Annotated in this window: 24 protein-coding genes; 14 read left to right on the forward strand and 10 right to left on the reverse strand. The window is 65.7% G+C overall.

Annotated elements, in window-relative coordinates:
• Positions 1-79 precede the first annotated feature (79 nt).
• From dnaA to mutM, 3 genes are all read right to left on the reverse strand, one after another.
• Entirely contained in the window at positions 80-1,531 is a 1,452-nt protein-coding gene (dnaA, locus tag ASC68_RS01500; protein ID WP_197421002.1) for a chromosomal replication initiator protein DnaA, read from the reverse strand.
• 877 nt (positions 1,532-2,408) lie between these two features.
• Positions 2,409-2,675: a 30S ribosomal protein S20 gene (gene rpsT, locus ASC68_RS01505; protein WP_055047341.1), complete on the reverse strand. Its 267-nt coding sequence runs from the start codon at positions 2,673-2,675 to the stop codon at positions 2,409-2,411.
• A 150-nt stretch (positions 2,676-2,825) separates the two neighbouring features.
• Entirely contained in the window at positions 2,826-3,707 is an 882-nt protein-coding gene (gene mutM, locus ASC68_RS01510) for a bifunctional DNA-formamidopyrimidine glycosylase/DNA-(apurinic or apyrimidinic site) lyase (RefSeq protein WP_055873705.1), read from the reverse strand.
• 181 nt (positions 3,708-3,888) lie between these two features.
• On the opposite strand from mutM, the gene ubiE reads away from it, so the two are divergent.
• The 6 genes from ubiE to moeB all read left to right on the forward strand — a co-directional run bounded on the left by ubiE (position 3,889) and on the right by moeB (position 8,879).
• Positions 3,889-4,644: a bifunctional demethylmenaquinone methyltransferase/2-methoxy-6-polyprenyl-1,4-benzoquinol methylase UbiE gene (gene ubiE, locus ASC68_RS01515; RefSeq protein WP_055873708.1), complete on the forward strand. Its 756-nt coding sequence runs from the start codon at positions 3,889-3,891 to the stop codon at positions 4,642-4,644.
• 4 nt (positions 4,645-4,648) lie between these two features.
• The gene (gene ubiB / locus ASC68_RS01520) at positions 4,649-6,187 is read left to right on the forward strand and encodes a 2-polyprenylphenol 6-hydroxylase (protein WP_055873711.1); all 1,539 of its coding nucleotides are present in this window, start codon (positions 4,649-4,651) and stop codon (positions 6,185-6,187) included.
• Between the two features lie 173 nt (positions 6,188-6,360).
• The gene (locus ASC68_RS01525) at positions 6,361-6,984 is read left to right on the forward strand and encodes a hypothetical protein (RefSeq protein ID WP_055873714.1); all 624 of its coding nucleotides are present in this window, start codon (positions 6,361-6,363) and stop codon (positions 6,982-6,984) included.
• A 2-nt stretch (positions 6,985-6,986) separates the two neighbouring features.
• Positions 6,987-7,445 (forward strand): dUTP diphosphatase, encoded by a 459-nt coding sequence (gene dut, locus ASC68_RS01530; protein WP_055873717.1) that lies wholly within the window; start codon positions 6,987-6,989, stop codon positions 7,443-7,445.
• On the forward strand, positions 7,399-8,151 hold the full coding sequence (locus ASC68_RS01535) for a DUF2259 domain-containing protein (protein WP_055873721.1): 753 nt from the start codon (positions 7,399-7,401) through the stop codon (positions 8,149-8,151). The genes dut and ASC68_RS01535 overlap by 47 nt, the downstream gene beginning before the upstream one ends.
• Positions 8,148-8,879: a molybdopterin-synthase adenylyltransferase MoeB gene (moeB, locus tag ASC68_RS01540; RefSeq protein ID WP_055873724.1), complete on the forward strand. Its 732-nt coding sequence runs from the start codon at positions 8,148-8,150 to the stop codon at positions 8,877-8,879. Before ASC68_RS01535 ends, moeB begins: the two co-directional genes overlap by 4 nt.
• 17 nt (positions 8,880-8,896) lie before the next feature.
• On the opposite strand, the gene ASC68_RS01545 is transcribed toward moeB, so the two are convergent.
• On the reverse strand, positions 8,897-9,826 hold the full coding sequence (locus ASC68_RS01545; RefSeq protein WP_055873727.1) for a LysR family transcriptional regulator: 930 nt from the start codon (positions 9,824-9,826) through the stop codon (positions 8,897-8,899).
• Positions 9,827-10,049: 223 nt separating this feature from the next.
• On the opposite strand from ASC68_RS01545, the gene ASC68_RS01550 reads away from it, so the two are divergent.
• Positions 10,050-11,249: an MFS transporter gene (locus tag ASC68_RS01550; RefSeq protein ID WP_055875895.1), complete on the forward strand. Its 1,200-nt coding sequence runs from the start codon at positions 10,050-10,052 to the stop codon at positions 11,247-11,249.
• An 80-nt stretch (positions 11,250-11,329) separates the two neighbouring features.
• Positions 11,330-11,677 carry a cyclophilin-like fold protein gene (locus tag ASC68_RS01555; RefSeq protein WP_055875898.1) on the forward strand — a complete coding sequence of 116 codons (348 nt, stop codon included), beginning with the start codon at positions 11,330-11,332 and terminating at the stop codon, positions 11,675-11,677.
• Between the two features lie 105 nt (positions 11,678-11,782).
• Here ASC68_RS01555 and ASC68_RS01560 read toward each other — a convergent pair whose 3' ends face one another.
• From ASC68_RS01560 to ASC68_RS01585, 6 genes are all read right to left on the reverse strand, one after another.
• The gene (locus ASC68_RS01560; protein WP_055873729.1) at positions 11,783-12,727 is read right to left on the reverse strand and encodes an ABC transporter permease; all 945 of its coding nucleotides are present in this window, start codon (positions 12,725-12,727) and stop codon (positions 11,783-11,785) included.
• Positions 12,724-13,851: an ABC transporter permease gene (locus tag ASC68_RS01565; protein WP_055873732.1), complete on the reverse strand. Its 1,128-nt coding sequence runs from the start codon at positions 13,849-13,851 to the stop codon at positions 12,724-12,726. The genes ASC68_RS01560 and ASC68_RS01565 overlap by 4 nt, the downstream gene beginning before the upstream one ends.
• Positions 13,848-15,392 (reverse strand): ABC transporter ATP-binding protein, encoded by a 1,545-nt coding sequence (locus tag ASC68_RS01570; RefSeq protein WP_055873735.1) that lies wholly within the window; start codon positions 15,390-15,392, stop codon positions 13,848-13,850. The genes ASC68_RS01565 and ASC68_RS01570 overlap by 4 nt, the downstream gene beginning before the upstream one ends.
• 65 nt (positions 15,393-15,457) lie before the next feature.
• Positions 15,458-16,507: a BMP family ABC transporter substrate-binding protein gene (locus ASC68_RS01575; protein ID WP_055873738.1), complete on the reverse strand. Its 1,050-nt coding sequence runs from the start codon at positions 16,505-16,507 to the stop codon at positions 15,458-15,460.
• A 23-nt stretch (positions 16,508-16,530) separates the two neighbouring features.
• Positions 16,531-17,484, reverse strand: a complete 954-nt coding sequence (locus ASC68_RS01580; protein WP_156384482.1) for a nucleoside hydrolase — start codon at positions 17,482-17,484, stop codon at positions 16,531-16,533.
• The gene (locus ASC68_RS01585) at positions 17,481-18,806 is read right to left on the reverse strand and encodes an amidohydrolase (RefSeq protein ID WP_197421004.1); all 1,326 of its coding nucleotides are present in this window, start codon (positions 18,804-18,806) and stop codon (positions 17,481-17,483) included. The genes ASC68_RS01580 and ASC68_RS01585 overlap by 4 nt, the downstream gene beginning before the upstream one ends.
• A gap of 134 nt (positions 18,807-18,940) precedes the next feature.
• Here ASC68_RS01585 and ASC68_RS01590 point away from each other — a divergent pair, with 134 nt between their 5' ends.
• The 6 genes from ASC68_RS01590 to ASC68_RS01615 all read left to right on the forward strand — a co-directional run bounded on the left by ASC68_RS01590 (position 18,941) and on the right by ASC68_RS01615 (position 25,330).
• Entirely contained in the window at positions 18,941-19,897 is a 957-nt protein-coding gene (locus ASC68_RS01590; RefSeq protein WP_055873744.1) for a cytidine deaminase, read from the forward strand.
• Positions 19,897-20,628 (forward strand): creatininase family protein, encoded by a 732-nt coding sequence (locus ASC68_RS01595; protein WP_055873747.1) that lies wholly within the window; start codon positions 19,897-19,899, stop codon positions 20,626-20,628. The genes ASC68_RS01590 and ASC68_RS01595 overlap by 1 nt, the downstream gene beginning before the upstream one ends.
• A gap of 235 nt (positions 20,629-20,863) precedes the next feature.
• A complete protein-coding gene (locus ASC68_RS01600; protein ID WP_055873750.1) occupies positions 20,864-22,729 on the forward strand; it encodes an adenine deaminase C-terminal domain-containing protein in 1,866 nt (621 codons plus the stop codon).
• A gap of 248 nt (positions 22,730-22,977) precedes the next feature.
• Positions 22,978-23,994, forward strand: a complete 1,017-nt coding sequence (locus ASC68_RS01605) for a LacI family DNA-binding transcriptional regulator (RefSeq protein WP_082527818.1) — start codon at positions 22,978-22,980, stop codon at positions 23,992-23,994.
• Positions 23,991-24,740 carry a glutamine amidotransferase gene (locus ASC68_RS01610; RefSeq protein WP_055873758.1) on the forward strand — a complete coding sequence of 250 codons (750 nt, stop codon included), beginning with the start codon at positions 23,991-23,993 and terminating at the stop codon, positions 24,738-24,740. The genes ASC68_RS01605 and ASC68_RS01610 overlap by 4 nt, the downstream gene beginning before the upstream one ends.
• Positions 24,737-25,330, forward strand: a complete 594-nt coding sequence (locus ASC68_RS01615; RefSeq protein ID WP_055873761.1) for an AAA family ATPase — start codon at positions 24,737-24,739, stop codon at positions 25,328-25,330. The genes ASC68_RS01610 and ASC68_RS01615 overlap by 4 nt, the downstream gene beginning before the upstream one ends.
• Positions 25,331-25,474: the final 144 nt, after the last annotated feature.

A 25,474-nucleotide genomic window follows, 5' to 3' on the forward strand; every position in this document is an offset into this window, starting at 1 on the left:
CCCTACTGGGTCGAAACTCAAATAACCGCCGGATGGTTCAGCCGGCGGCGCCCTCTCCCGCAGGAGAGGGCCTCAAATCTCATTCTTCGAGCATGCGCTTCAACAGTTCGATCTCCTGCGCCAGCTCGCCGTCGTCCTTGATCATCTGCTCGACCTTGCGGACCGAGTGCAGCACGGTGGTGTGGTCGCGACCGCCGAAGCGCCGGCCGATTTCCGGCAGCGAGCGCGAGGTCAGGGCCTTGGCCAGATACATGGCGATCTGGCGCGGGCGGACCACGTCGCGCGAACGGCGCGAGGAGAGCAGGTCGTTGCGCGGCACCTTGTAGTGGCGCGACACGATGCGAAGGATATCCTCGATGCGGACGCGGCGAGCATCGCGCTGGCGCACCAGGTCGGCCAGCGTGCGCTCGGCCAGCGCCACGGTGATCGGCTCCTTGGTCAGCTGGTTGGCGGCCAGGAGGCGGTTTACCGCCCCGTCGAGGTCGCGGCCGTGGCTCACCACGACGCGCGCCACATAGTCCAGTACCGCCGGGGCGAAATGCGCATCGGAGAAGCGGGAGACCGCCTGCTCGGCGCGCCGGGTGACGATGGCGCGGCGGAGGTCGAGGTCGAACGAATTGATCGGCACCACCAGCCCGCCCGAGAGGCGCGAGCGGACGCGCTCGTCGAGCATTTCGAGGTCGCGTGGTGGCGCGTCGCCGGCCACCACCACCTGCTTGGCGCCAGTCAGGAGCGTCCCCAGCGTATGGCCGAACTCGGTGGCGGATTTGCCCTGCAGGAACTGCATGTCGTCGATTAGCAGCAGGTCGACGCGGCGGAGCCACTCCTTGAAGCCGAGCGCCGACTGGCGCTGCACGGCAGTGATGAAGTGGTACATGAAATGGTCGGCCGTCAGGTAGACGATGTTCCGACCCGGCTCGGCCGCCCCGGCGGCCCAGGCGATGGCGTTGAGCAGGTGGGATTTGCCCAGGCCCACGCTCGAATGGATGTAGATCGGGTTGAAGCTGACGGTGTTGTTGGCAGCTGCATGCGCCACCTGTTTGGCCACCTGCAGCGCCATCTCGTTGGCGGAGCCGACAACGAAGCTGTCGAAGGTCATCTTGGGATCGAGCGCCGAGCCCGAGAGCGCGTCGCCGCGCGGCGACGGCACAGCCGCCACCGGCTCACGCACGGTGCGCGGGGTCGCCGGAATGGCGGGCACCTCGGTCTCGACAGCCTCAGTCGCCGCCTCGGCCTGATGCAGGCGCGGCCGGGCCTGGCCGTTGACGCGCACGGTGAAATGCAGACGGGCGAGGCCGGCGGCCTCGGAGCGGAACGCCTCGAGAATCTTCTCGGCGTAGTTGGATTGGACCCAGGACGACAGGAACCGGGTGGGGACGCTCAGATGGGCAAGATCGTCGACGATCTCTTCGAGCTCCAGCCGGGCGAACCAGGAATTGAACACATCCTCGCCGACGGCGGCCTTGAGCCGGGCGCGGACCCGCTGGAACAGTTCGTTCGAACCGAGTGGCTGGCCGTCCTTGCCCATCATTACTATTCCCCCCTTATCGCCGCCCTGCCCCTTTCCGTTACCTCTATCCGATACCCAATCGGCACGACCCGCCGCCGCGTTCATCGCCATCGTGTGTGACCCCAAATCCTGTTCTATGCTGCCCCGTATGGGCACAGCGCCGCCAACCTAGCTGCCCGTTTTTCGGACAGACCTGTCCTGCCCGCGAACTTCGCCGCGGTTCAGTCTAACCAAACTTTCAATTGAGCCGAGCCGCTGATCGCGCCCGGGCTACCGCAACGTCTTACGATCCCGCAAGACCAGAACTAATACTAATCAAACCAGACTACGAATGGAGTTTCCCCAAGACTGCCGGCTGCGTCCATACCGCCTCAGCCACGATCTCAAAGTTCAGCATTCCTGCCAGTCATGTCGTCTCATTACTCGGTTCTGGCGCCGGGTGTTCCTGAGCGACGAGAGGCATCTTAGAGGGGCGGAATTTTCCAATCAACGGGGGTTTTTCACCAAGAGGGGGTTGACTCTCACCCTTTGCAAAAACCTTTCCGCGGCACTTTGTCCGGGTCGAAATCCAAGGCGCTGTGACTCAAGGGGGAATCGGGGTTTCGTGAGATTTTCGGCGCTTCCGCACTAAGTGGTTGCACCACCTCAATTGCGGCAATTCATTCCTGACAGGCAGATGAAATTCTGATGACGGACCTCGGCAAAGTCCCGGAAACGCAGGGCTTTCCAAAGGGGAAAACTCTTCACCCAGGTGTCGCAAAGCTGTCACACTGGGCGCGCCCATTCCCGGGACGTCCCGAGGAAGCCATCAAAACAGAAAAGCTCCCCGGAGGGAGCCCTTCACATTCACAAAGCTGTCGTCAAACCATCTTGACGATGGTTCGAACTCGGCGGCCGATCAGGCCTGCAGAGCCTTCACGCGGGAGTTGAGGCGGCTCACCTTGCGGGCGGCCACGTTGGCGTGGACGATGCCCTTCTGCGAGGCGCGGACGATCTCGGGCTCGGCGGCCTTGAGAGCGGCGACGGCAACCGCGTGGTCACCGGCAGTGATGGCTTCCTCGACCTTACGGACGAAGGTGCGCATGCGCGAGCGGCGCGACTTGTTCACTTCGGTGCGGGCCGCGATCTTGCGCGTGGCCTTCTTGGCGGAAGCAGTATTGGCCATCAATTCCTCTTTGGCGCTCAACCCGCTGGCCCAGCCGAGGCCGGTTTTCCAGGGGCGATGAAATGAAATCGGCGGCATCTCGGGCCGCCAAGTTGGGCGCTGTATAGTCGCGACGACCGGGGACGTCAACTGGAATCCCCGGCAGCCGGGCTAGTGCTGGCATACCGGGCAGAAGAAGGTCGAGCGACCCGACTGCACGATGCGCTTGATCACCCCGCGACAGCCCGGCGTCGGGCATGGCTCGTTCTCGCGATCATAGACGGCGAAGCGGTGCTGGAAATAGCCCGAATTGCCATCGGCATTGCGAAAGTCCCTGAGCGTCGAGCCGCCGGCATCGATCGCCTCGATCAACACGGTGCGCACGCCATCCGCCAGGTCTTCGAGGCGCTTGCTCGGTTTTCCCGATTTCAGCACCAGCGTCCGCGCCTCGATGTCGGGCCGGATATGGGCGCGGTGCAACGCCTCGCTGACATAGATGTTGCCCAGGCCCGCGACGACGCGCTGGTCGAGCAGCGCCGCCTTCATCGGGGCTTTCTTGCCGGCAAAGCGCTCCGCCATCTCGGCGGCGTTGAAGGCATTGGACAGCGGCTCGGGCCCCAGCCCCTCGAGATAGGGGCTATCGGCTTCGTGCTCATAGAGGTCGACGAAGCCGAAGCGGCGGGCGTCGTTGTAGATGAGCTTCATCGTGCCGTGCTCGGGATGGGTGAGCTCCAGCACCAGGTGGTCGTGCTTCCGGTCCTCGTCGGGCTCATAATAGCGCGACGGTTCCTTGAACTTGAAATCCTCGAAGCGATAGGCGCCGGTCATGCCCAGGTGGCTGAGCCAGGTTTTGCCGTTCGACAGCCGGAACAGCAAGTACTTGGCCCGCCGCCCGGTGCTCTCGATAGTGGCGCCTTCGAGCGCTCCCTTGAACCCCTCGGGGAACGGAAAGCGCAGGTCCTTGCGGTTGAGCGTCACCTTGTCGATATGCGCGCCGGTCACATAGGGCTCGAGCCCGCGGCGGACGGTTTCGACCTCTGGCAATTCGGGCATCAGGGGATTCCTTTCGAGCGCAGTATGTGGCCGCCCTGAATAACCGAAACAAGCGTCACCTGATGTCAGTGTTCGCTTTGACCCGGCAATCTTCACAGGGGCCCGCGCAACCATGCGCACGTTTCCCGCATGGCAAGCCTCCGCCCCATCCGCTATAACGCCGGCAATCCGGAGACAGAGCATGGGCGAGACCACGCATTTCGGCGAACAGACGGTCGCCCTCGACGACAAGCAGGGCCTCGTCAACGAGGTGTTCCACCGCGTCGCCGATCGCTACGACCTGATGAACGACCTGATGAGCGGCGGCGTGCACCGCGTCTGGAAAGACGCCATGGTGGCGCGACTGGCGCCGCCCAAGCAGGGCAGCGTGCCCTACCGCGTGCTCGATATGGCCGGCGGCACCGGCGACATTGCCGAGCGCATCGTCAACGCCTCGGTCGGCTATGCCGAGGTCACGGTTTCCGACATCAATGCCGACATGCTCAGGGTCGGCGAGGAGCGTTCGCACAAGTGGCGCTTCCCGGCCCAGGTGAAGTTCGTCGAAGCCAATGCCGAAGACCTGCCGTTCGAAGACGAGAGCTTCGACGCCTATACCATCGCCTTCGGCATCCGGAACGTGCCGCGCATCGCCCTGGCGCTGAAGGAAGCGCAGCGCGTCTTGAAGCGCGGCGGGCGGTTCCTCTGCCTCGAGTTCAGCCAGGTCGATACCCCGGTGCTGTCGGAGGTCTACAAGGCGTTTTCCGACCGGGTGATCCCGCCGATCGGCCGGGCGGTGACCGGCGACGCGCAGCCCTACCAGTACCTGGTGGAATCGATCCGCAAGTTCCCCACCCCCGAGCATTTTTCGAAGATGATTGCCGATGCCGGGTTCAGGCGCGTCACCCACACGCCGTTCACCGGCAATATTGCGGCGCTGCACGCGGCCTGGAAGCTCTGACACCATGGGGCTCGCTGCCTATCTCCGCCTGGCCCGGGCCGGCTTCGTGTTGGCGCGCGAAGGCGCGCTGTCGATCTTCGATAACGATGCGCTGCCGCCGGTGATGCAGGCCGGGGTGCGCTTTGGCCGGCTGTTCGAACGCGGCGAGGTGAAGCGCTCCGGCCGGGTCGAGCGGCTGACCCGCGCGCTCAACCGGCTCGGCCCCACCTATGTAAAGCTCGGCCAGACGCTCGCCACCCGCCCCGATATCGTCGGCGCGGAGGTCGCCGCCGATCTCGCGGTGCTGCAGGACAAGATGGACCCGTTCGACGACAAGCTCGTCCCGGGGCTGCTCGCGGAAGCCCTGGGCGCACGGGCCGAAGAGTTCACCGATTTCTCGGCGCCGGTCGCCGCCGCTTCCATTGCCCAGGTGCACAAGGCCACCCTCACCGATGAGGACGGCCGGCGCACCGTGGCCGTGAAGATCCTCCGACCCGGCATCCGCGAGCGCTTCCGCGCCGACATCGAGAGCCAGTATGCCGGCGCAAAACTCGCCGAGACGCTGGTGCCCAAGCTAAAGCGGCTGCGGCCGGTCGACGTGGTGGCGACGCTCGACCGCTCGGCCCGGATCGAACTCGACCTTCGGCTCGAGGCGGCGGCGATCTCGGAGTTCTACGAGAACATCAAGGACGATACCGGCTTCGTCATCCCCAAGGTGATGTGGGATTTTACCTCCGATACCGTGCTCACCACCACCTGGGTCGACGGCATCCCGATCCGCGACAACGCGGCGCTCGATGCGGCGGGTGTCGATCGCCAGGCGCTGGCGAAGAACCTCCTGCAATCCTTCCTCCGCCACACCGTGCGCGACGGCTTCTTTCACGCCGACCTGCACCCGGGGAACCTGTTCGCCGACCCCAAAACGCAGAACATCGTTGCCGTCGATTTCGGCATCATGGGCCGCATCACCCGGCGCGAGCGGCGCTTTCTCGCCGACATCCTCTACGGTTTCATCACCCGCAATTACCGGCTGATCGCCGAGCGGCATTTCGAGATCGGCTATGTGCCGCGCAGCCAGTCGATCGACGAGTTCGCGCTGGCGCTGCGCGCCATCGGCGAGCCGCAGCATGGCCGGCGCGTTTCCGACATCTCGATGGCGAAGGTGCTGGGGCAGCTGTTCGCCACCACCGAGCTGTTCGAGATGCAGACGCGCCCGGAGCTGATCCTCCTCCAAAAATCCATGGTGCTGGTCGAAGGCGTGGCGCGGGCGCTCGACCCCGAGCTCGATATCTGGACCATCTCGGAGCCGATCGTCGGCGACTGGGTGCGCCGCTCGGCAGGGCCGCTCGGCCGGCTCGAGGAACTGAAGGATCACTTCGACACCGTGGTGACTATGCTCGGGCGCCTGCCTGACATCGCCAGCAAGGCCGAGACCGCGCTTGACGACTATGAACGTGACAAGAATTCGCCCGATCGGAAGTTCAATCGCTTCATGCTGGTCAGCGGATTCTGGCTCGCGGCGGCGGTCCTCCTGGTCGCCTTGTGGCGGCTGCTCGGGCTGTGATTTCACCTCGCCCTGCCGGGATGCGGTAGCGCCCCATGGGGGTAGACGGCCGGTGAACGACGGTTCATCAAGCGTTCATCACTGGGGCAATACCGAGGCGGCATGAGCTTGCGGCGCTTGGGACCGGCTCCTACAACGGGGGCGATGCGGCGGGCGATGTTGAGGAGAATTTCATGACCCTGAAGACCATTTCCCGGCTGGCCGGCATCGTGCTGCTGAGCGCCGGGCTTGCCGGTTGCATGGACGTTACGGCCGAAATCGACGTGCTGAGCGAGACTACCGGCAAGACCACCACCGTCATGACGGTGGGCTCCGAGTTCTATCCAATGATCAAGCAGATGGCCGAGGCCGGCGGCGAGAAGGCCGATTCGTCCGATGCGTTCTGCAAGGAAGAAGGCGACGTGCTGACCGAGAATGCGGATGGCAGCGGCACCTGTACCTCGATCAAGGAAGGCGACCTCACCACGCTGACCGCCGATAGTGACGGCCCGAACTCCGACACCAGCATCACCGTGGTGAGCCCGGGCGTGGTGCGCGTGGCCTTCAAGACCAACGAGATGACCAGCCAGATCAGTGAAGGCGCCGGTGGTGAACAGGATGCCCAGACCAAGGCGATGATGAAGACCTATTTCGAGGGTCACACCGCCACCATCCGCATCAAGGGCAAGCGCATCACCGAGACCAACATGACCAAGGTCGGCGACAACACCGCCGAGATGGTGCTGAACTTCACCGAACTGCTCGACGGCAACGCCAACCTGCCCGAAGAGCTGTTCGCGATCGTCGATACCCGCTGACCATGACGGATCGGGTCACAGTCGATTTCATCTGGCTCGATCACGGCCGGGGCCTCGAAGCCCCGCGGCAACAGAGCACGGGCGCGGCAGGAGTGGATCTCCTCGCCGCGCTCGGCGCTTCCGAGACCGTCATCATCGAGGCAGGCAAACGGGCGCTGGTGCCAACGGGCATGGCGATCGCGCTGCCGGCCGGCTACGAGGCGCAGGTGCGGCCGCGCTCAGGCCTCGCCGCCAAGCACGGCGTCACCGTGCTCAATACGCCCGGCACGATCGATGCCGACTATCGCGGCGAGATCAAAGTCATCCTGATCAATCACGGCGACGCCCCATTCACCATCCAGCGTGGCGACCGCATCGCCCAGATGGTGGTGGCGCCGGTTTCGGGCATAGACTTCCAACTCAGGGAGAATCTCGATGCGACTGAGCGTGGTGCAGGCGGCTTCGGTTCGACTGGTCGCTAGCCTTCTGGCACTGGCGGCCGCTCCGGCGTTTGCCGGTGACGCCGCCGATTTCGCCGCACTCGGCTTTTCCGCTGATGGCCGCTACCTCGCCTATGAGGAATTCGGCGTCCAGGACGGCTCGGGCTTTCCCTATTCCAACATCTTCATCCTCGACGTCGCCGAGGACAAATGGGCCGGCGGCTCGCCGTTCCGGGTGATGCTCGAGGAAGAGCAGCCCGGTCTTGCCGGGGTGCGCGCCAAGTCGGCCGCTGCCGCCGCCGCAGCACTGGCCAAGCTCGAGATCACCGAGCCGGCGGTGTTCGCCGCGCTGCATGCCGACGCGGAGCCGGTCGAGGATCGCAAGGTCATCAGGTTCGGGACGCCCGGCTTCGGGCTCTCGGAACCGGACGATACCGCGACGCTCAGCCTCACGACCTTCCCCTCGACCTCCACGGTTCGCTGCGTCGAGGATTTCGGCTTCGAGCCGCCGGTGGGCTTTGCCCTGACGTTCGAGCCCTCCGACCGCATGGCGACGCAGATGTATCGTGACGAATCCGTCCCCGCGTCGCGCAACTGCACTATCGACTACCAGCTGAGCGCCGTGGTCGCGCCGGTCAACTGGGCGTGGCGAAACCTGACGCCGGTCGCCATCGTCTCGGTGTTCTCGCGTGGCTTCGAGGGTCCCGACCGGCGCTTCATTGCCGTGCCGATCGTGAACCGTCCATGACGGACGCTGCCGCGGCTGCGCTCAGCCCCGAGGAAATCAAGCGCTATGCGCGCCACATCGTGCTGCGCGGGGTCGGCGGCGATGGCCAGCAGAAGCTGAAAGCGGCCCGCGTGCTGGTGATCGGCGCCGGTGGGCTGGGGAGCCCACTGATCGCCTACCTGGCGGCGGCGGGGGTGGGGACGCTCGGGGTGGTCGACCATGACACGGTGTCGCTCTCCAACCTGCAGCGCCAGATGATCCATCAGAGCATCGGCATCGGCACGCCCAAGGCCGAGAGCGCCGGGACATTCGTTGCCGGGCTCAATGCGCATGTCGAATACATCCCGCATATCGAGCGCATCAACTCGGAGAACGCGGCGCGGCTGCTCGCCGGCTACGACATGGTGATCGACGGCACCGACAATTTCGGCACCCGCCAGACCGTCGCCGAAGCCGCCGAGGCGGCGAAGCTCCCGCTGGTCTCGGGGGCCGTCTCGATGTTCGACGGCCAGGTCACGGTGTTCATGCCGCAGGGCAAGCAGTTCCGCGACCTCTACCCCGATACGCCTGATGAAGCCGACCTCCCCTCGTGCGAAGTGGTCGGCGTCATCGGCGCCGTCACCGGCGTCATCGGCACGCTGATGGCGATGGAAGCGATCAAGCTGATCACCGGCGTGGGCGAGCCGCTGGTCGGGCGGTTGCTGCTCTATGATGGACGGGCCGCTAGGTTCACTGAGCTGAACTATTAAGGCCCCACGCTCGATGCTCATCCCCCTGCAGCGGAGATGGGGGCGGCACTTCCTTCACCCCGCACGCGCAGCGCCTCCACCACCACCGAAAATGCCGGCGAGTTCTGGCGGCGGCTGGGGTAATAAAGGTAGTAGCCGGGGAACATTGGCGACCAGTCGTCGAGCACCTGGACCAGCCGGCCCGAGGCGATGTGCGCCTCGACCAGGTTTTCCGGCAGGTAAGCGATGCCGTAGCCGCCGATCGCCGCATCGATCTGCGCGTAAGACGTGTTGAAGATGAGCTGTCCGTCCACCCGGACCCGCAGCTCGCGGCCGTCTCGCGCGAATTCCCAGGCATAGAGCCCGCCCGAGCGGATCTGCCGCTGGTTGATGCAGATGTGGTTGACCAGCTCCTGCGGATGCTGCGGCGCCGGCCGCCGCGCGAAATAATCCGGCGAGCCGACGGCGACGAGCCGCCAATCCGGTCCGATGCGCACCGCGATCATATCCTTGTCGAGACTTTCACCCAGCCGCACGCCCGCATCGAACCGCTCCTCGACGATATTGCGAAAGCCGTTATCGCTGTTGAGCTCGAGCCGGATATCCGGATAGTCACGCATCAGCTGCCTGAGCTTAGGCCACACCACACTTTCCAGCGCGTGGTCGGAGAGGGTGATCCGTATCGTCCCGGACGGCTTGTCGCGGATCGCCATCAAGGCGTCGATATCGGTTTCCAGCCCCTCGATGCGTGGCGCCAGCGCTTCAAGCAGCCGCTCGCCGGCTTCGGTGGGGGCGACGGAGCGGGTGGTGCGAGTCAGGAGGCGAAGGCCCAGCCGCGCCTCGAGCTGCTTGATCGCCTGACTCAGCGTCGGCTGCGAGGTGCCGAGCCGGGCTGCTGCCCGGGTGAAACTCCGCTCCTCGGCCACCGCCAGGAACCACAGCATGTCGGTCAGGTCGCGCCGTTGCATCGGATCATCTCCGCTCGATTGATATCAAGAGCCGATAAGTCCAAGACAATTACAGCGAATAATCGGCGAAGTCAGCGGGGACTATGTTCCCTGCATGCCGAAACCCGATCACCAACCGATGACCCGCGAAGCGTTCTGGGAACGCGCCTTGACCGGCGGGGTCGGCGCCCAGTTCGACTGGCTGGCCGCGGCCACGGTGCTCGCCCCGATCAAGAGCTCACCCATGCCAGCGCCAACGGACGACCTTACCCTGCCCCGCTCCCGCACGTCCTGGGGGGCGGTGGTTTGCATGTCGCTGCTCACCTTCGTGCTCATCGCTTCGGAATTCATGCCGGTGAGCCTGCTCACCCCGATCGCTGCGGACCTCCTGATCACCGAAGGGCAGGCTGGCCAGGCCATCGCCGTCTCCGGCTTCTTTGCGGTGCTGACCAGCCTGTTCGGTAACAGCCTGTTGTCGCGGCTCGATCGCCGGACGGTAGTGCTCGGCTACACCGTGGTGCTGATCGCCTCCGGGCTGGCAGTGACCTTCGCGCCCGATTACCTGGTGTTCATGCTCGGGCGCGCTTTGGTCGGGGTGGCCATCGGCGGCTTCTGGTCGCTCTCGACGGCCATCCTCGCCCGGCTGTCGATGCCCGCTGACCTGCCCAAGGCGCTCGCCATGCTGCAGGGCGGCACCGCCTTCGCCGCGGTCATCGCCGCCCCACTCGGCAGCTTTCTCGGTGGGCTGGTGGGCTGGCGCGGCGCCTTCGCCATTGTCGTGCCGATCGGGCTTTTGGGCCTTATCTGGCAGTGGCTGGTGCTGCCGCGCCTCGCCCCCGACCGGCAAGTTTCGCCACGGCGCATGCTCGGCCTGCTCCGCACCCCAGTCGTCGCGGTCGGCATGGCCGCCACGGCGCTGGCCTTCATGGGCCAGTTCGCGCTCTCCACTTACTTGCGGCCTTTCCTCGAACTGGTGACCGGCCTCGACGTCAACGCGCTGTCGCTGGTGCTGCTCGGCCTCGGCCTCGGCGGCCTCCTCGGCACGGCGCTTGCCGGCTACCTGATGCGCACGCACCTGAAGCTGGTGCTCGTCGCAGTGCCGGGTCTCCTTGCCGTGTTGGCCGTGCTGTTGATCCCGCTGGGGCATATCGCGGGGCTCACCGCGGCGTTGCTCGTTCTCTGGGGCGTCCTGACCACCCCGATCCCCGTCGCCTGGGGGACCTGGATGACCCGGGTCATGCCGCACGAGCTCGAGGCCGGCGGCGGCTTGCAGGTGGCGCTGGTCCAGGTGGCCATTACGCTCGGAGCGTTTGGTGGCGGCCTGCTGTTCGACACCGAGGGATGGTGGGCGCCCTTCGTCCTCGCGGCGGTGCTGTTGGCCGCTGCGACGGCGCTGGCGGCGCGGGCCGCGTCCAATCCACAACTCGCCGGCGAGGTGGCATGATGCGGCGGCGCGAAGTGCTTCGAGGACTGATGCTCGGTGCGGCGTTGCCGGGCGTCAGCCAGGGGCAGGAAGGTGGGGCGATGAGAATTCATATTGCATTCGGCGACCAGCGCTTCACCGCGAGCCTCGAGGACAACGCCTCGGCCCGCGAATTCGCCGCCATGTTGCCGCTCGACCTGACGATGTCGGATTTCGGCGGCAACGAGAAGATCGCCTACCTGCCGGAGAAACTCACCGCGCTGGTGCGCGGCCCGGTCCCGGACGCCGCCCCAGGAGACCTTTGCTACTACGTGCCCTGGGGCAACCTGGCGTTCTTCCACGGTAGATACGAAAGCACCCGCGACCTGGTCCGGCTTGGCCGGTTGGACGGAGGCGTGGGGCCACTGCTGGTGCGCGGGGAGTTTGCGGTACGGATCGAGGGGGTGTGAGCGGGCACGGTGGCTCCGCACGCCCCCGCTCGCTGGCGAAAACTAAGGACTTAGCTGCGCTAAGCCCAAGTTTTCGCTTGAGGGCATCGCGCTTCGGCGCGCCGCCTACTTCACCCCACGCAAAGCCAGCGCGCGCTGGGCCCGGATCGAGAACAGCACCAGTGCGGCGATGGTCACGACGAACGGGATCATGCGGATGAGCTCGGCCGGGATGTCGTTGAAGAGGCCCGGCATCACCACCGCCAGCGCCTCGAAGGCGCCGAACAGCAGCGCGGCGAGCAGCGCTCCGACCGGGTGGCGGGCGCCGAGCAGCACCGCGCCGAGCGCGATGAAGCCGCGGCCGGCGGTCATGTCGCGGGTGAAGCCGACATAGTTGAACATGGCGAGTTGCGCACCGCCGAGGCCGGCCAGCGCGCCCGAGACGATGAGGCTCCAGGTGCGGATCTTGTTGACCGGGATGCCGGCCGCTTCCGGCGCCGCCGGATACTCACCGACGCCGCGCAGCCACAGGCCCCAGGGCGTGCGGTAGAGGAAGTACCAGACCGCAAAGACCAGGAAGGCCGCGAGCCAGCTCAGCACCGAGTGGCCGGAGAGGAACGACTTGAGCACCGGGCCGATGCCGGGGATGGCGCTGAGGAAGCTGAGGTCGACCGCCGGAACGGCCTTGCTCTGGAGATTGATCGAGGTGCCCTTGTCGCCACCGGTAGCGATGGCCAGTGCGAACACCGTGCCGCCGGCCGCGAGGATGTTGATGGCGAAGCCGACAAGGATGATGTCGGCCTTCAGGCGGAAGGCGAAGAACGCCATGATCAGCCCGAGCAGCGCCCCGGCGCCGAGCCCGGCGGCGACCGCGACGTACCACGGGGCATAGACCGAGACGATCACCGCGGTGAGGCAGCCGATCAGCATCATGCCCTCGAGCGCCACGTTCAGCGCCCCGCCGAGATCGGCGATGAGGCCGCCCAGCGTCGCCAGCAGCAAAGGCGTCGTGGTGCGGATGATGGTGACGAAGAAGGTGGCCGAAAAGACAGTGATGAGCAGTTCCATCATTTGGCGGCACCCCCGACGGCAGCAGGCGCAACTGATGGCGACGGGCTGCGCTTGAACAGCCTGGTGATGAAGTTGAGCGAGAAGGACGACGAGACCAAGAGGATGATGATCGCGGTGACGACGCCAATCACCTCCGCCGGCACGTCGGTGCGGATGTTCATCAATTGCGCGCCTTGCCTGAGATAACCGTAGAACAGCGCGACAACCGGCACCGCCAACGGCCGGCTGCGGGCGACGATGGCGACGAGGATGCCCTCGAAGGCGAGGCCGCCTTCGAACAGCACCGTCAGCTTGCCATAGCCCTGACCCTGCACGAACATCGAGCCGAGCAGGCCGCCCAGCGCGCCGGACGCGGTCATCGCCGAGACCATGATGAAGGTCGCCTTGATGCCCGAGTATTCTGCGAAGCGTGCGTTATGGCCGACCAGCCGGAGCTTCAGGCCCCAGCTGGTGCGATAGAGCGCGAACCACACCACCAGCACCGCGACCAGCGCGAAGACGAGGCCGAGATCAAGCCGGGGGACGTTGAGCCCCTCGAGCTTGATCAGTTGCGGGAACACGGCGCTGTCAGGGAAATCGTTGGTGGTCAGCACCCCCGCCTGCGGCTTGGGCAGGCTGGTGCGGACGAGGAAATTGCACACCTCGATGGCGATGTAGTTCAGCATCAGCGAGGAGACGATCTCGTTGGCGCCGAGCTTGGCCTTGGCGATGCCGGGCAGGAACCCGTAGATGGCGCCGGCCAGCATGGCGGCGGTGATGCCCAGGGGAATGCCGGCCCAGCTGGCGCCGAGCGGCGACAGCGCCACGTAGCTGGCGGCCAGGGCGCCGATATAGACCTGCCCCTGCACCCCCATGGCGAACTGCCGGGCCTGGAACACCAGCGAGAAAGCCAGCCCGGTGATAGTGAGCTTGGCGACATCGTCGAGCCACAGCCCGATAGTGCGCGGCTTCGAGGCCGGGGCGGTGAGCAGCTGGGTGATAGCGTCAAGCGGCGCCTTGGAGGTAAGCAGCACGACGATGAAGGTGACGAGCAGCGCAATCGCCAGGGCGCCGACGGCGCGGCCGACTTCGCGGCGGATGGTCTTGAAACGGGAGTTGCGGTCGATGGCGGGAATGTTGCTCATTTGAGGGCCGCCTGCATTTCGTCTGCCGTCTGGGTCGAAAGCCCGAGCATGTAAGTGCCGAGCGTTTCGGGGGTGAGGTCCGGAGTATTGAGGAAGGCGGCAACGATCTTGCCGCGATAGAGCACCAGCAGCCGGTCGCTGAGCGCCAGCAATTCGCTGAGGTCGGCCGAGCTCAACAGCACCGCGGCGCCCTTGTCGCGGGCATCGGTGATGGTGCGCCAGATGAACTGCGTGGCGCCGAGGTCAACGCCGCGGGTGGGCTGGTTGACGAGGAGCAGTTTCGGCTGCTCGCTCAGTTCGCGCGCCACCACCACCTTCTGCATGTTGCCGCCCGAGAGCGTGCCCACGGCCGAGCCGGGCCCGCCGACGCGGATCGAGAACTGCTCGATCAGCCGCAGCGCGTTGGCCTTGATCGCCTTGAGGTCGAGCAGGCCACCACGGACATAACGGGAATCGTTGAGCCGGGTGGCGACGAGGTTCTCGGCCACGGTCGAGCCGGTGGAGAGCCCCTCGGCGATGCGATCCTCGGGAATCGAAGCGAGGCCGAGGCCGCGCCGTTGCAGTACGGTCAGCGGGCCGGCGTTCTGGTTGGCGACGACGATGTCGCCGGCCGCCACATGCCGCAGCCCGGCGATGGCCTCGAGCGTCTCGGCCTGCCCGTTCCCTTCGACGCCCACCAGCCCGACGATCTCGCCGGCATAGACGTTGAGGTCGAGCCCAGCGACCACTTCAGTGCCGCGCGCATTGACGATGCGGAGGCCACTGACCGACGCGACCCGCTCGGTCTGCTCGGTCGGCTTGCGCTCGACCCGGAGGCTCACTTCGCGCCCCACCATCATGGCGGCGAGGCTTTTCTCGGTGACCTCTTTGGTCTTAACCTGTCCGACCGTCTTGCCCTGCCGCATCACGGTGATGGAGTTCGAGATCTCCAGCACTTCGGGCAGTTTGTGGGCGATGAAGATCACCGTCTTGCCCTGCGCCACCAGCGAGCGGATGGCGACGAACAGCTCCTGCACTTCCTGCGGCGCCAGCACGGCCGTGGGCTCGTCGAGGATCAGGATGCGGGCATTGCGGTAGAGCGCCTTGAGGATCTCGACACGCTGCTGCTGGCCGACGGGGAGCGAGCCCACCGGCGGCAGCGGATCGACCTTCAGGCGGAACTTGTCGCTGAGCGCCTGCACCTCGGCGATCGCCTTGTTGCGATCGAGCCGGATGCCGGTCCGGGGCTCGGAACCGAGCACCACGTTCTCGTAGACGGAAAAACTCGGAACCAGCGAAAAGTGCTGGAACACCATGCCGATGCCGGCATCGATGGCTTCGCGCGGCTTCGAAAAATGCACCTGCTTGCTGTCGAGCAGGAGCGTACCGGCATTGGGCTGTTCGATGCCGAACAGGATCTTCATCAGGGTGGATTTGCCCGCGCCGTTCTCGCCGACCACGGCGTGAACCTCGCCCGGCTCGATGACCAGGTTCACCCCGTCATTGGCCACAACCCCGCCGGGATAGGTCTTGCCGATCCCGATTGCTTCCAGAAGCGCCATGCTGCCCCGCTCTGCGCACCGTCAAAACAAAGTGGGCCCCGCGTTTTGCCGCGGGGCCCGTCAGATTACTTCATATCGGTGGCGACTTCGATCTCGCCAGCGATGATCTTGGCTTCGATGGCGTCGACTTCGGCGCGCACGTCAGCCGGCACGAGCTTCTCGTACCAGGCGTTCTTGGCGATGCCGACGGCGCCGTCCTTGATGCCGAGCAGCTGGCGCGAGCCATAGGGGGCGGAGCCATCGATGGTCTGGCCGAGCGCCAGGTACAGCGAGTGGCCGACTTTCTTCAGCACCGAGGTGAAGATCACATCGGCCTGGGCCGGGTCGGAGGTGGCAAAGATGGTGGCCTGGTCGCTGTCGACGCCGACGGCGAGCTTGCCCGAATCCTTGACCGCCTGGAGCGAGCCGATACCGGTGCCGCCGGCGATCGGGAACACCACGTCAGCGCCCTGGTTGATCTGGGCGAGCGCGATTTCCTTGCCCTTGGCAGGGTCGTTGAACGAACCGGCCACGGCGTTGAGGATGTTGATCGAGGGATTGGCCGCCTTGGCGCCCTGGTCGAAACCAGTCTTGAAGTCGGTGACGGTCGGGAATTCCATGCCGATTATGGTGCCCAGCGTTGCCGACTTCGAGATCTTGGCGGCGGCGTAGCCGGCGAGATAACCCGCGGCGGCCGTGGTGTACTGCACGCCGAGCACGTTCTTGCACTCGCAGGCGCTGTAATCGGGCGAATCGTCGAAATCGATGAACTTCACGTCCGGATATTCCGGCGACAGCTCGGCGATGTAGCCGGTCATGTCGAAGGTGCCGGCGATGATCACGTCGTAGCCCGAGTCAGCGGCATCGGCGAGGCCGGCCTGCCACTTGGAACGGTCATAGCCCAGCTCGATGATCTTAACGGTCACCGGCAGCTCGGCCTCGGCCGTCTTCATGCCCTCGGCGGCGTCATCGAAGAAGCTCTTGTCACCGAGCGTGCCGTGCAGCACCAGCGCGACTTTGAGCGGGTTGTCCTTGGTGTATTCCTGGGCGGCGGCGGGGATCGCCGTCGACATCATCATCGAGGCGGCGAGCAGAGTACCTGCTGCGGCCTTGGCCAAAGTCGAGATCAGAGACATGCGCACTCCTGTTTGCGTTTGTTCTAATGCTTGGGGGAATAGGCGGCGGATACGGCGTAGAGCGCGTCGACCTTTGCGACGTCGACCTCCTCGACGAACGTAATCTTGGGGGTGCCGAGGCGCCCGGACGGATCGACCAGCGTCATGCCGCGGGTGATCCCCGGGGCGAGCGCCACGCTCGACGATGCCTCGATCGACTTGGTGACCATCGAGGGATCGAGCACCACGGCGGCCGCCAGCGGGTCGACATAGAGGAAGCGATCGGGCAGGCCACGGCGGATACCGTTCTCGCGGGCATGCTTCTGCAGCGCCTCGTTGAAAGTCTTGAGCGGCGAGGCCGGGATCCCGGCAAACAACGCGTCGATCTTCTCGCCCACCATGAAGTGGGTGAGGCACGGCTCCCAGGGGATCACCACCGTCTCGATGCCGGCTGTCAGCACCACATGGGCGCCCTCGGGGTCGGCATAGATGTTGAACTCGGCGGCCGGCGTGGTGTTGCCGCGGCCATAGACATTGCCACCCATGATGGTGAGCGTGCCGATACCGTCGACGATCGAGGGGTCGAGGCGAAGCGCCAGCGCCAGATTGGTCAGGGGGCCGATCATCAGGATGTCGGCCTTCTCGCCCTTGGCTTTGGCCGCGTTGAAGGTGCGGATCAGGACGCCGATCCCATCGTCGGAGGCATGGGTTTCCTGGCTCAGGGGACGCGGCGCGCCGCCGAGGCCATCGTCGCCATGCACGTATTTGGCATCGATGACCGGCTGGGTCAGCGGGCGATCGGCGCCACGATGTACCGGAATCGAAACACCGAGCTGGGCGCAGGTGGCGAGGAGATTGGTGGTTGCCTGGTCACGGCCGACATTGCCGAACACCGTGGTGATCAGGTCTGGCACCTTGCCGTTGGCAACCAGCAGAATGAGCGCCTGGGCGTCGTCAACGCCGCCGTCGCTGTCAAAAATGAAAGTACGTTTGGTCAAGCTACTGCTTTCTTGTTCTTGGCGTCCGTCTTGGCTTGCTGGACGCGGTTCCAGAACTCGGCGTAAGTCGCCGAGTAAGCCTGTCGGATGTCGGCAAAGGGCCGGCGCGTCAAGCTGCGGTTCTGCACCAATTGCTCTCCACCCACCCAAAGGTGGCGCAGATCGCGCCCGCTGCCCGAATAGACCAGCAGGGTTTCGGGATCCGGCGTCTCGGAATAACCAGCGCCGCTGAGGTCGAACGCTGCAATGTCGGCGGCCTTGCCGACTTCGAGGCTGCCGATCTCGTGCTCGAGACCGAGCGCCTTCGCCCCTTCGATGGTCGCCATGCGCACGAGGTCGCGGCTCGACAGCGGCTGCGCCACGCCTTCGCGATGGCTGGCAACCAGGCCCGCGACGCGCATCTCGGAGACCATGTCGTAGGAATTGTTGGCCGCGACATTGTCAGTGCCGAGCGCCACGGTGACCCCGGCGGCCCTCAGATCCACCGCCGGGCAGATGCCTGCGCGGCCCGACCGCAGCCCGGCCGAGGCGTTGTAGGACACCGAGGCGTGCGGGGCGCGGGCGAACACCGCGATATCCTCATCGCTGAGGTCGATGCAGTGCGCCGCATGGATGCGGCCTTTGAAGAAGCCGAGCTGCTCGAGCGCCACCGCCGCCGTGGTGCCGTAGCGACGCTCAGTCTCCTCGTTGTCCTCCGGACCGCAGGCCATATGGAGGTGGAGGCCGACGCCGTATTTGTTGGCGACCGCCACTTCCTCGACCAAGAGGGCCTCGGTGTTATCGACATAAGGGGCGTGCGGGCCGAACCATGGGATGATGCGGCCATCGGCCGAGCGCTGCTGCTCGAGGAAGGCGGTGGCTTTCGCCAGCTCCTCCGCGCCGCGCCGCTCGTCGCCCAGCTGCACGATGCCGTAGGCGATGACGGCGCGCAGCCCTGCGTCTTTCACCGCGTCGGCGATCTCCTCGGCGAAGAAATACTGGTCGCAGAAAGTGGTGGTGCCCGAAAGCGCCATCTCGGCGCAGCTCAGCGTCACCGCAGGCCCGACATCGGAGGCGACGAGCGATAGTTCAGGCTCGCGGATCGAGTTGTACCAGCCCGCCATGGTGAGCAGGCTCTGGCCTTCCGAGCGGCCGCGGAACAGCACCATTACCGAGTGGGTATGGGCATTCACCAGGCCCGGCATGACGAGGTGTCCGGTCAGGTCGAACACCTCGTCGAAGCCGGACGGGTTGGGAGTGCCGTCGCGAGGTCCTACACCGCTGATCCGACCGTCGCGGATGGCGACGAAGCCACCCTCGAACACCCGATTTTCAGCGTCCACGGAAAGAACCGTCGCCCCGTGGATAAGCGTTGAACCCATTTGACCCCCGTCCGGTAAACCGGTTTACATGACGATCTAACGACACTCAAAAGCCGCTTGTCAAATGCAATCGCGGCAGGACACAGGCACCTGAAGTGAGCCTCAATCCGTTCCAGGCGGACCCCGATATGGCCGCCCGCTTTGACCGCCAGAGTGCTGAAATCGGCGACAGGCTCAGCGCAGAAATCACGAGGCTGGTGGCAGCAAAAGCCCGCCGACCGGAAGATAATCTGGGCAGCATCGTGCTCGCCGCCGAAGTGACGATACTGCGCCAAAGCTTCGGGCTCGGCAGCGTCGAGGAGTTGATGCTTCTGGCGCTGGCCCCGGCACGGGGGATCGCAAGGCCGCCGATTTCAAACTTCTTCGTCGGTGCAGTGGGGCTGGAACGCGAGACCGGCAACCTGATCCTGGGCGGTAATGTCGAATTCCCCGGCACGCATCTGGGCTTCACCATCCACGGCGAGGGGTTCGTGTTCACCCGCGCCGCCTCGCGCGGCACCACGGTCGAAACCATCGCCATCGGGGAAGCGCATCCCTGCGCCCACTGCCGGCAGTACATTTCGGAGTTTGCCGGCAGCCGCGAGCTGACACTGATCGACCCGCTCGGGCATCGGCTGAGCATGGCGCAGCTCTATCCGTGGCCGTTCGACCCGGACTATCTGGGCGAGCGCGGAGCGATCGCCGGCGCCTACGACGCGACGCTCAACCTCGCCGCCAATGACTGGCCCACGACCATCGCCGACCGGCTGCTCGATGCCGGCCGCCGCGCCCATGCGCCCTACAGCAAATGCCCGGGCGCCGTGGTGCTGGCGCTCAATGACGGGCAAATTATCTCGGGCTTCTCGGTGGAGAGCGTTGCGTTCAATCCGACCATGGGCCCCTTGCAGGCGGCGATCATCAACCTTATCGCCCACGGCTACGAGGCATCCGACATCGCCGAGGCGGCGCTGGGGACACGCCTCGGTGGCAATGTCGACTATGCGCTTGGTGTGACGGAGCTCTTCGGCAAGCTTGCTCCTCGTGCGCCGTTGTCAATCGTAGGGTGGGCTTGATGCTCGATACTCAAAGCGCCAGTTGGGAAGACGTCTCCGCCGCCATTGCCCGGGGGCTGATCGCCGTGCTGCCGGTGGGCGCAGTGGAGCAGCATGGCGCGCACCTGCCGCTCCTCACCGACACGGTGCTGGCGAGCGGCGTCGCCCAGCGCATCGCCGAGGGTTTTGGCGGGCTGCTGCTACCGGCCATCGCCTATGGCGATGCCTGGACGGCGGAAGACTGGGCCGGAACGCTGTCGCTGTCGCCCGAAACGCTGCGCGCCACGATCACCGATATCGGCCGCGGACTGCAGCGCATGGGGGTGAAAGGGCTGATCACCGTCAACGGGCATTTCGGCAACCGCGAACCGATCAATCTCGCGGCGCGGGCGTTGAGCGAAGCGGGTTTTCCGGTGCTGCATCTCGACTATCCCAGGCTCGAAGCGCTGGCCGCCGAGCTGATGGAGAGCGAGCCGGCCGGGCCGGGCTTTTACCACGCCGACGAGGTGGAGACCTCGATGATGCTGGCGCTGGCGCCCGAGACCGTGCGCATGGAGCGCGCCGCACCGGAATATCCAGAGTTCCCGGAGCTGTTCGGCGCCGAGCCGATGAAACTCTCGGCCTTCAACAGATCGGGCGTCTTCGGCGACCCGCGACCGGCTACGGCGCAGAAGGGTGAAGAGCTGATCGCGGGGATCGCGGCGGAGTCGCTGCGATTGATCGGGATCTGGAAGAAGAAGTACGGAATTTGAGCCCAACTGAAGCAGACGGCCCCCTCCCTCGCCATTCGAGCATGGCTCTCATGGCCTTCTCGCCTCAAATCGCTCCACTGGAGCGATTTGCCCTACGGGACGGCTCGAAGTCCGCCATGAAGGGGGAGGTGAAGAGTCGAGGCTGCGGCTCGATCGTGCCAAACACGCTGGCGGGGCACCTCCCCCTTCATGGGGGAGGATGGGAGGGGGCCGTCTCTATCAATAGGATATCTCTATGACCTCCCTCCCCGACGACCTCCTCATCACCGCCGCCGACGAAGTCAAAATCCGGCAGGACCTGCTGCTGGTGGCGTTGGGCAAGCGCCCGGCCGACCGCTCGGTGCGGGTCGGCAAGCTCCTCGACGTCCATTCGCGCACCTGGATGCACGACCAGGAGATCGTCATGCGCGGCAAGCGCATCGCCTGGGTCGGGCCGACGGGCGAGTACCAGGGGCAGGTCAAGGAGCGTTTCCACGAGCCGAAGCTCGCCGCAGTGCCCGGCTTCGGCGAGGTGCACAAGCATATCGAGAGCTCGCACCTGACGCCGGAATGGGAAGCGGCCTTGGTGATGCCGCGCGGCAATACCTGGACCTGCGAGGCGAGCCACGAATTCTCCAATGTCGATGGCCCGCACAACCTCGAATTCTGGCTGACGGCGCGGCAAGCGGGCTCGCCGCTGAAGGTTTTCCCGCAGCCCGGCTCGGCCGTGCCGCCCACAGCGTACGAGTGGGGCGGTGGGTATTTCGGCCATGACGAGCAGGCAAAGTTTATGGCCGCCAGCCCGATGGTCACCGGGCTCGACGAGGTGATGGACTGGCCGGCGGTGTGGAACCCGGAAAACCCCTCGCACCAACGGCTATGGGGGATGATCGAGGCGACTTTCGCGGCGCGTGGCGTGGTCGAAGGCCACGGCGCGGGCCTCCGCACGCTCGGCGAAATCAACGCCTTCGCCGCGGCCGGCCTCGCCTCCGACCATGAGATGATGACGGCCGACGAGGCCTGGGACAAGCTCAGGCACGGCCTGTTCATCGAGATCCGCATCCACTCGATGACCGAGATCGTCACCGGGCTGCTGCAGAAGGGGCTGGTCGACTGGAGCCAGGTCGCCTTCGCCACCGACGATCGCAGCGCCACACTGACGCTCGAGACCGGCGCCACCGACCACAATATCCGCACCGCCATCGCCGCGGGCCTGCCGGCCGAGATCGCCATCCAGTGCGCGACGATCAACCCGGCGCGGCACATGCGACTCACGCCCTGGGTCGGCTCGATCTCGCCTGGGCGGTTCGCCGATCTGGTGCTGCTCGACGATGTCTCGTCGCTGAAAATCGCCAAGGTCTGGGCCGATGGGGCGCAGATTTCGGAAGGCACGAAGTTCATCGGCAAGGTGCCGGATATCGCCTGGCCGGAATGGGCAACGCGAACCATCAATATCCAGCGCGAGATCACCGCCGGGGACTTTGCCATCAAGGCGGCGCCGGGGCGGAAGACCATGCAATCGGCAGTGATCCGGCCGTTCCACTGGCACCCGGAGTTCTGCACCATGGAGCTGCCGGTCGAGGACGGCGAAGTGCAGCGGCTCGAAAGCGAGAACCTCACCAAGTTCGCCATCGTCGATCGCTTCTCGGGCGAGGGGAAGGTGGCGAAGATGTTCTGGCGCGGCTGCGGCCCCCGCGATCCGGACACCGCCGTCGCCTGCTCGGTGGCGCACGACAAACACAATATCTGGACCTGTGGTTCATCGGACGCCGCCATGGCGCTGGCGGTCAACACGCTGCGGGAGACACAGGGCGGCTGGGCGCTGGTGCACAAGGGCAAGGTCACGGCGACGGTGCGCTTCGAGATCGGCGGGCTGATGAGTAAGCGCCCGGCAGCAGAGCTCGACGCCGACATGCAGGCTCTCTACCGCGCCGCAGAAGCGGTCGACTGGATGTACGAGCCGACCTTCCGGCCGCGCTGGAACCCGGGCTTTCCGGAGCGGCTGATGTTCGCGACGCTCACCTGCGCGCCGTGGACCTGGGTGCTGGTGGCGCCCTCGCCGCTGGCGCCGGACGGCTTCGTCAACGTCTCGACCGGCGAGGTGCATCCGGTGGTTTGGTAGTACGGCGTCCACCGGCCGCGAGCTCCCCTCCCCCTTGAGGGGAGTGGTGGGGGTGGGGGTCCATCGGTGATCACCGCACCACCCCCCCCCCCCCGGACGCGTAGCGCCGCGGGGGGAGGGAGGCGATCACATCGTCCTTCGGCGAAAGCGGAGATGGCGGAGGACAACAAACGCAGGGAATCCGGTTACGAAACCGCTTTACTAAAGCGTTTGCATCGATCTAGCTTACCTGTGCGAGTGGGGGTGCAATGGCAACAATCCATGATGTGGCGCAGGATGCCGGGGTGTCGCCGACAACGGTGTCCCGGTACTTGAACAATCGTATCGAGTTGCCGCCCTCGACGGCGGGGCGGATCGATGCGGCGATCGCCAAGCTCGACTACCGGCCGAACCTCCTCGCCAAACGCCTCTCCACCGGCAAGACCGAGGCGGTCGGCCTGGTGACGCCGGAAATCCGTGAGCCGTTCTTCGCCGAGCTCGCCTCGGCCTTCGAGGACGAGGCGGACCGGCACGGCTACACCGTGTTCATGAGCTCGACCCGCTCGGACCGCGACCGCGAGATCGCCTCGCTGGAGCGGCTGCACGACCGCCATATCGATGGCCTGGTGATGATGACCAACACCCCCGATGATGGGACGCTCGCCAACCTGATCGGCAAGCGGAAGAACGTCGTCATCGTCGACGAGGACATCCCGGGCGTCAGCGTGCCGCGGCTGTTCGTCGAGAACACCGAGGGGGCGCATACGGCGACCCGCCACCTGATCGAAGCCGGCCACCGGCGCATCGCCTATCTCGGCGGCCCGCATGGCCTGTTGACGGTGACCGAGCGGCGCGAGGGGTTTCTGCTGGCGATGAACGAGGCCGGCATCGCGGTGCGGCCGGAATATGTCGCGATGGGCAGCTTCGCACCGGAACTGGCGCGCGCCGCGACGCGAAAATTCCTCGAGCTGCCGCTGCCGCCGACCGCCATTTTCGCTTCATCCGATTATCTCGCCATCGGCGCCGTGATGGGGCTCAAGGAGGCCGGGGTGAGCGTCCCCGACGACATCTCGCTGATCGGCTTCGACGACATGCCGTTCGGCGCGCTGCTGACGCCGCCGCTGACCGCCATCCGCCAGCCGGTCGAGCAACTCGGCCGCCAGGGCTTTTTGACGTTGCTGGCGTTGCTCAACGGCGAGGCGCCGCCGCTGCTGACGCGGCTGCCAGTCGAACTCATTGTGCGCCAGTCGGTCGGCGCACCCACTCAGAAGGACTTTACAGCGTGAGCAAGCGCGTACTGATTGCCGGGGAATCCTGGGTCACCCACTCGATCCACACCAAGGGTTTCGACAGCTTCACCACCACCGAATACAACGAGGGCGTCCGCTGGCTGAAGGCGGCGCTCGAGGGCGGCGGTTGGGAGGTGACGTTCCTCCCCAACCACCTCGCCGCCCGCGATTTCCCCCAAACCGCCGAGGCGCTTGCCGCCTATGACGTGGTGATGCTCTCCGATATCGGCGCCAATACGCTGCTGCTCCACCCGGACACGTTCGTGCGCTCGGTGCCGCTGCCCAACCGGCTGACCGCCATCAAGGACTATGTGCTCAATGGCGGGGGCCTGGTGATGATCGGCGGCTACCTGACCTTCCAGGGCATCGACGCCAAGGGGCAATATGCCGGCACGGCGATCGAAGATGTGCTGCCGGTAACGCTCTCTCGCCATGACGATCGGCAGGAAAACCCGCAGGGCGTCGTCGCCCATGTCGGCGACCCCGGCCACCCGATCACCAAGGGGATCACCGGCGAGTGGCCGGCGCTGCTCGGCTATAACGAAGTGGCGGCCAAGCCCGATGCCGAAGTGCTGGTGCGGGTCGGCGGCGATCCGCTGATCGCCGTGGCCGAGTTCGGCAAGGGCCGCTCCGCCGTGTTCACCTCCGATTGCGGGCCGCACTGGGCCCCGCCGCCCTTCGTTGACTGGGCCGGCTATGCGCCCTTGTGGAACAACATCGCCAACTGGGTGAGCGGCAAATGAGCGAGGACGGCATCAAGGTCAAGCAGGCGCCCGACCCGTGGCAGCGCACCACCACTGAGAACGGCTTTCCCGCCGACGAGGTGATCTCGGCACTGCAGAAATCCATCCGCCGCGGCCTCACTGAGAATGCCGTGCTGCTCGGCTGGGAGATGTACCTCACCAGCCCCGAGCTCGAGCAGAAGCTGTGGGATCGGCTGGCGGTGATCTCCGTCGAAGATGTCGGCTTCGGCAACCTCGATGCGCCGGTGCTGGTCGATACGCTCTATCGCACCCACCAGCGCTTCGACCGGCCGACGCATGACCGGTTCCTGTTCGCGGCGCACGCCATCCGCGTGCTCGCCTCGGGCAAGAAGGACCGCACCACCGACGACATGGTCAACTGGGCCAAGCACGCCATGGCCTTCGGCGAACGCCTGCCGGAGATTCCGGATTTCGCCGTCGACATGCATACCGGCCGCGGCGAGGCCATGGGGCGGGACTACCTTTACTTCATGACCGAAGCCAGCAAGGTTTCCCCAGAGATCGAAAACAAGGACCAGACCTATCGCGACTGGATCCTGGCGGCATTGAAGGCGGGCAAGCTCAGCTAAGGCAACATGCTCGGTGTCATTCCCGCGAAAGCGGGAACCTCCGTTTGCGATGCCGGCAAAGAAAACAGAGGTCCCCGCTTTCGCGGGGATGACGCCGGTGGCTGACCACTGCGTCCCATGGATGTCGCAAGGGGGCGGGACAGC

It is taken from the genome of Devosia sp. Root105, from assembly GCF_001424865.1.
GTDB lineage: Bacteria > Pseudomonadota > Alphaproteobacteria > Rhizobiales > Devosiaceae > Devosia_A.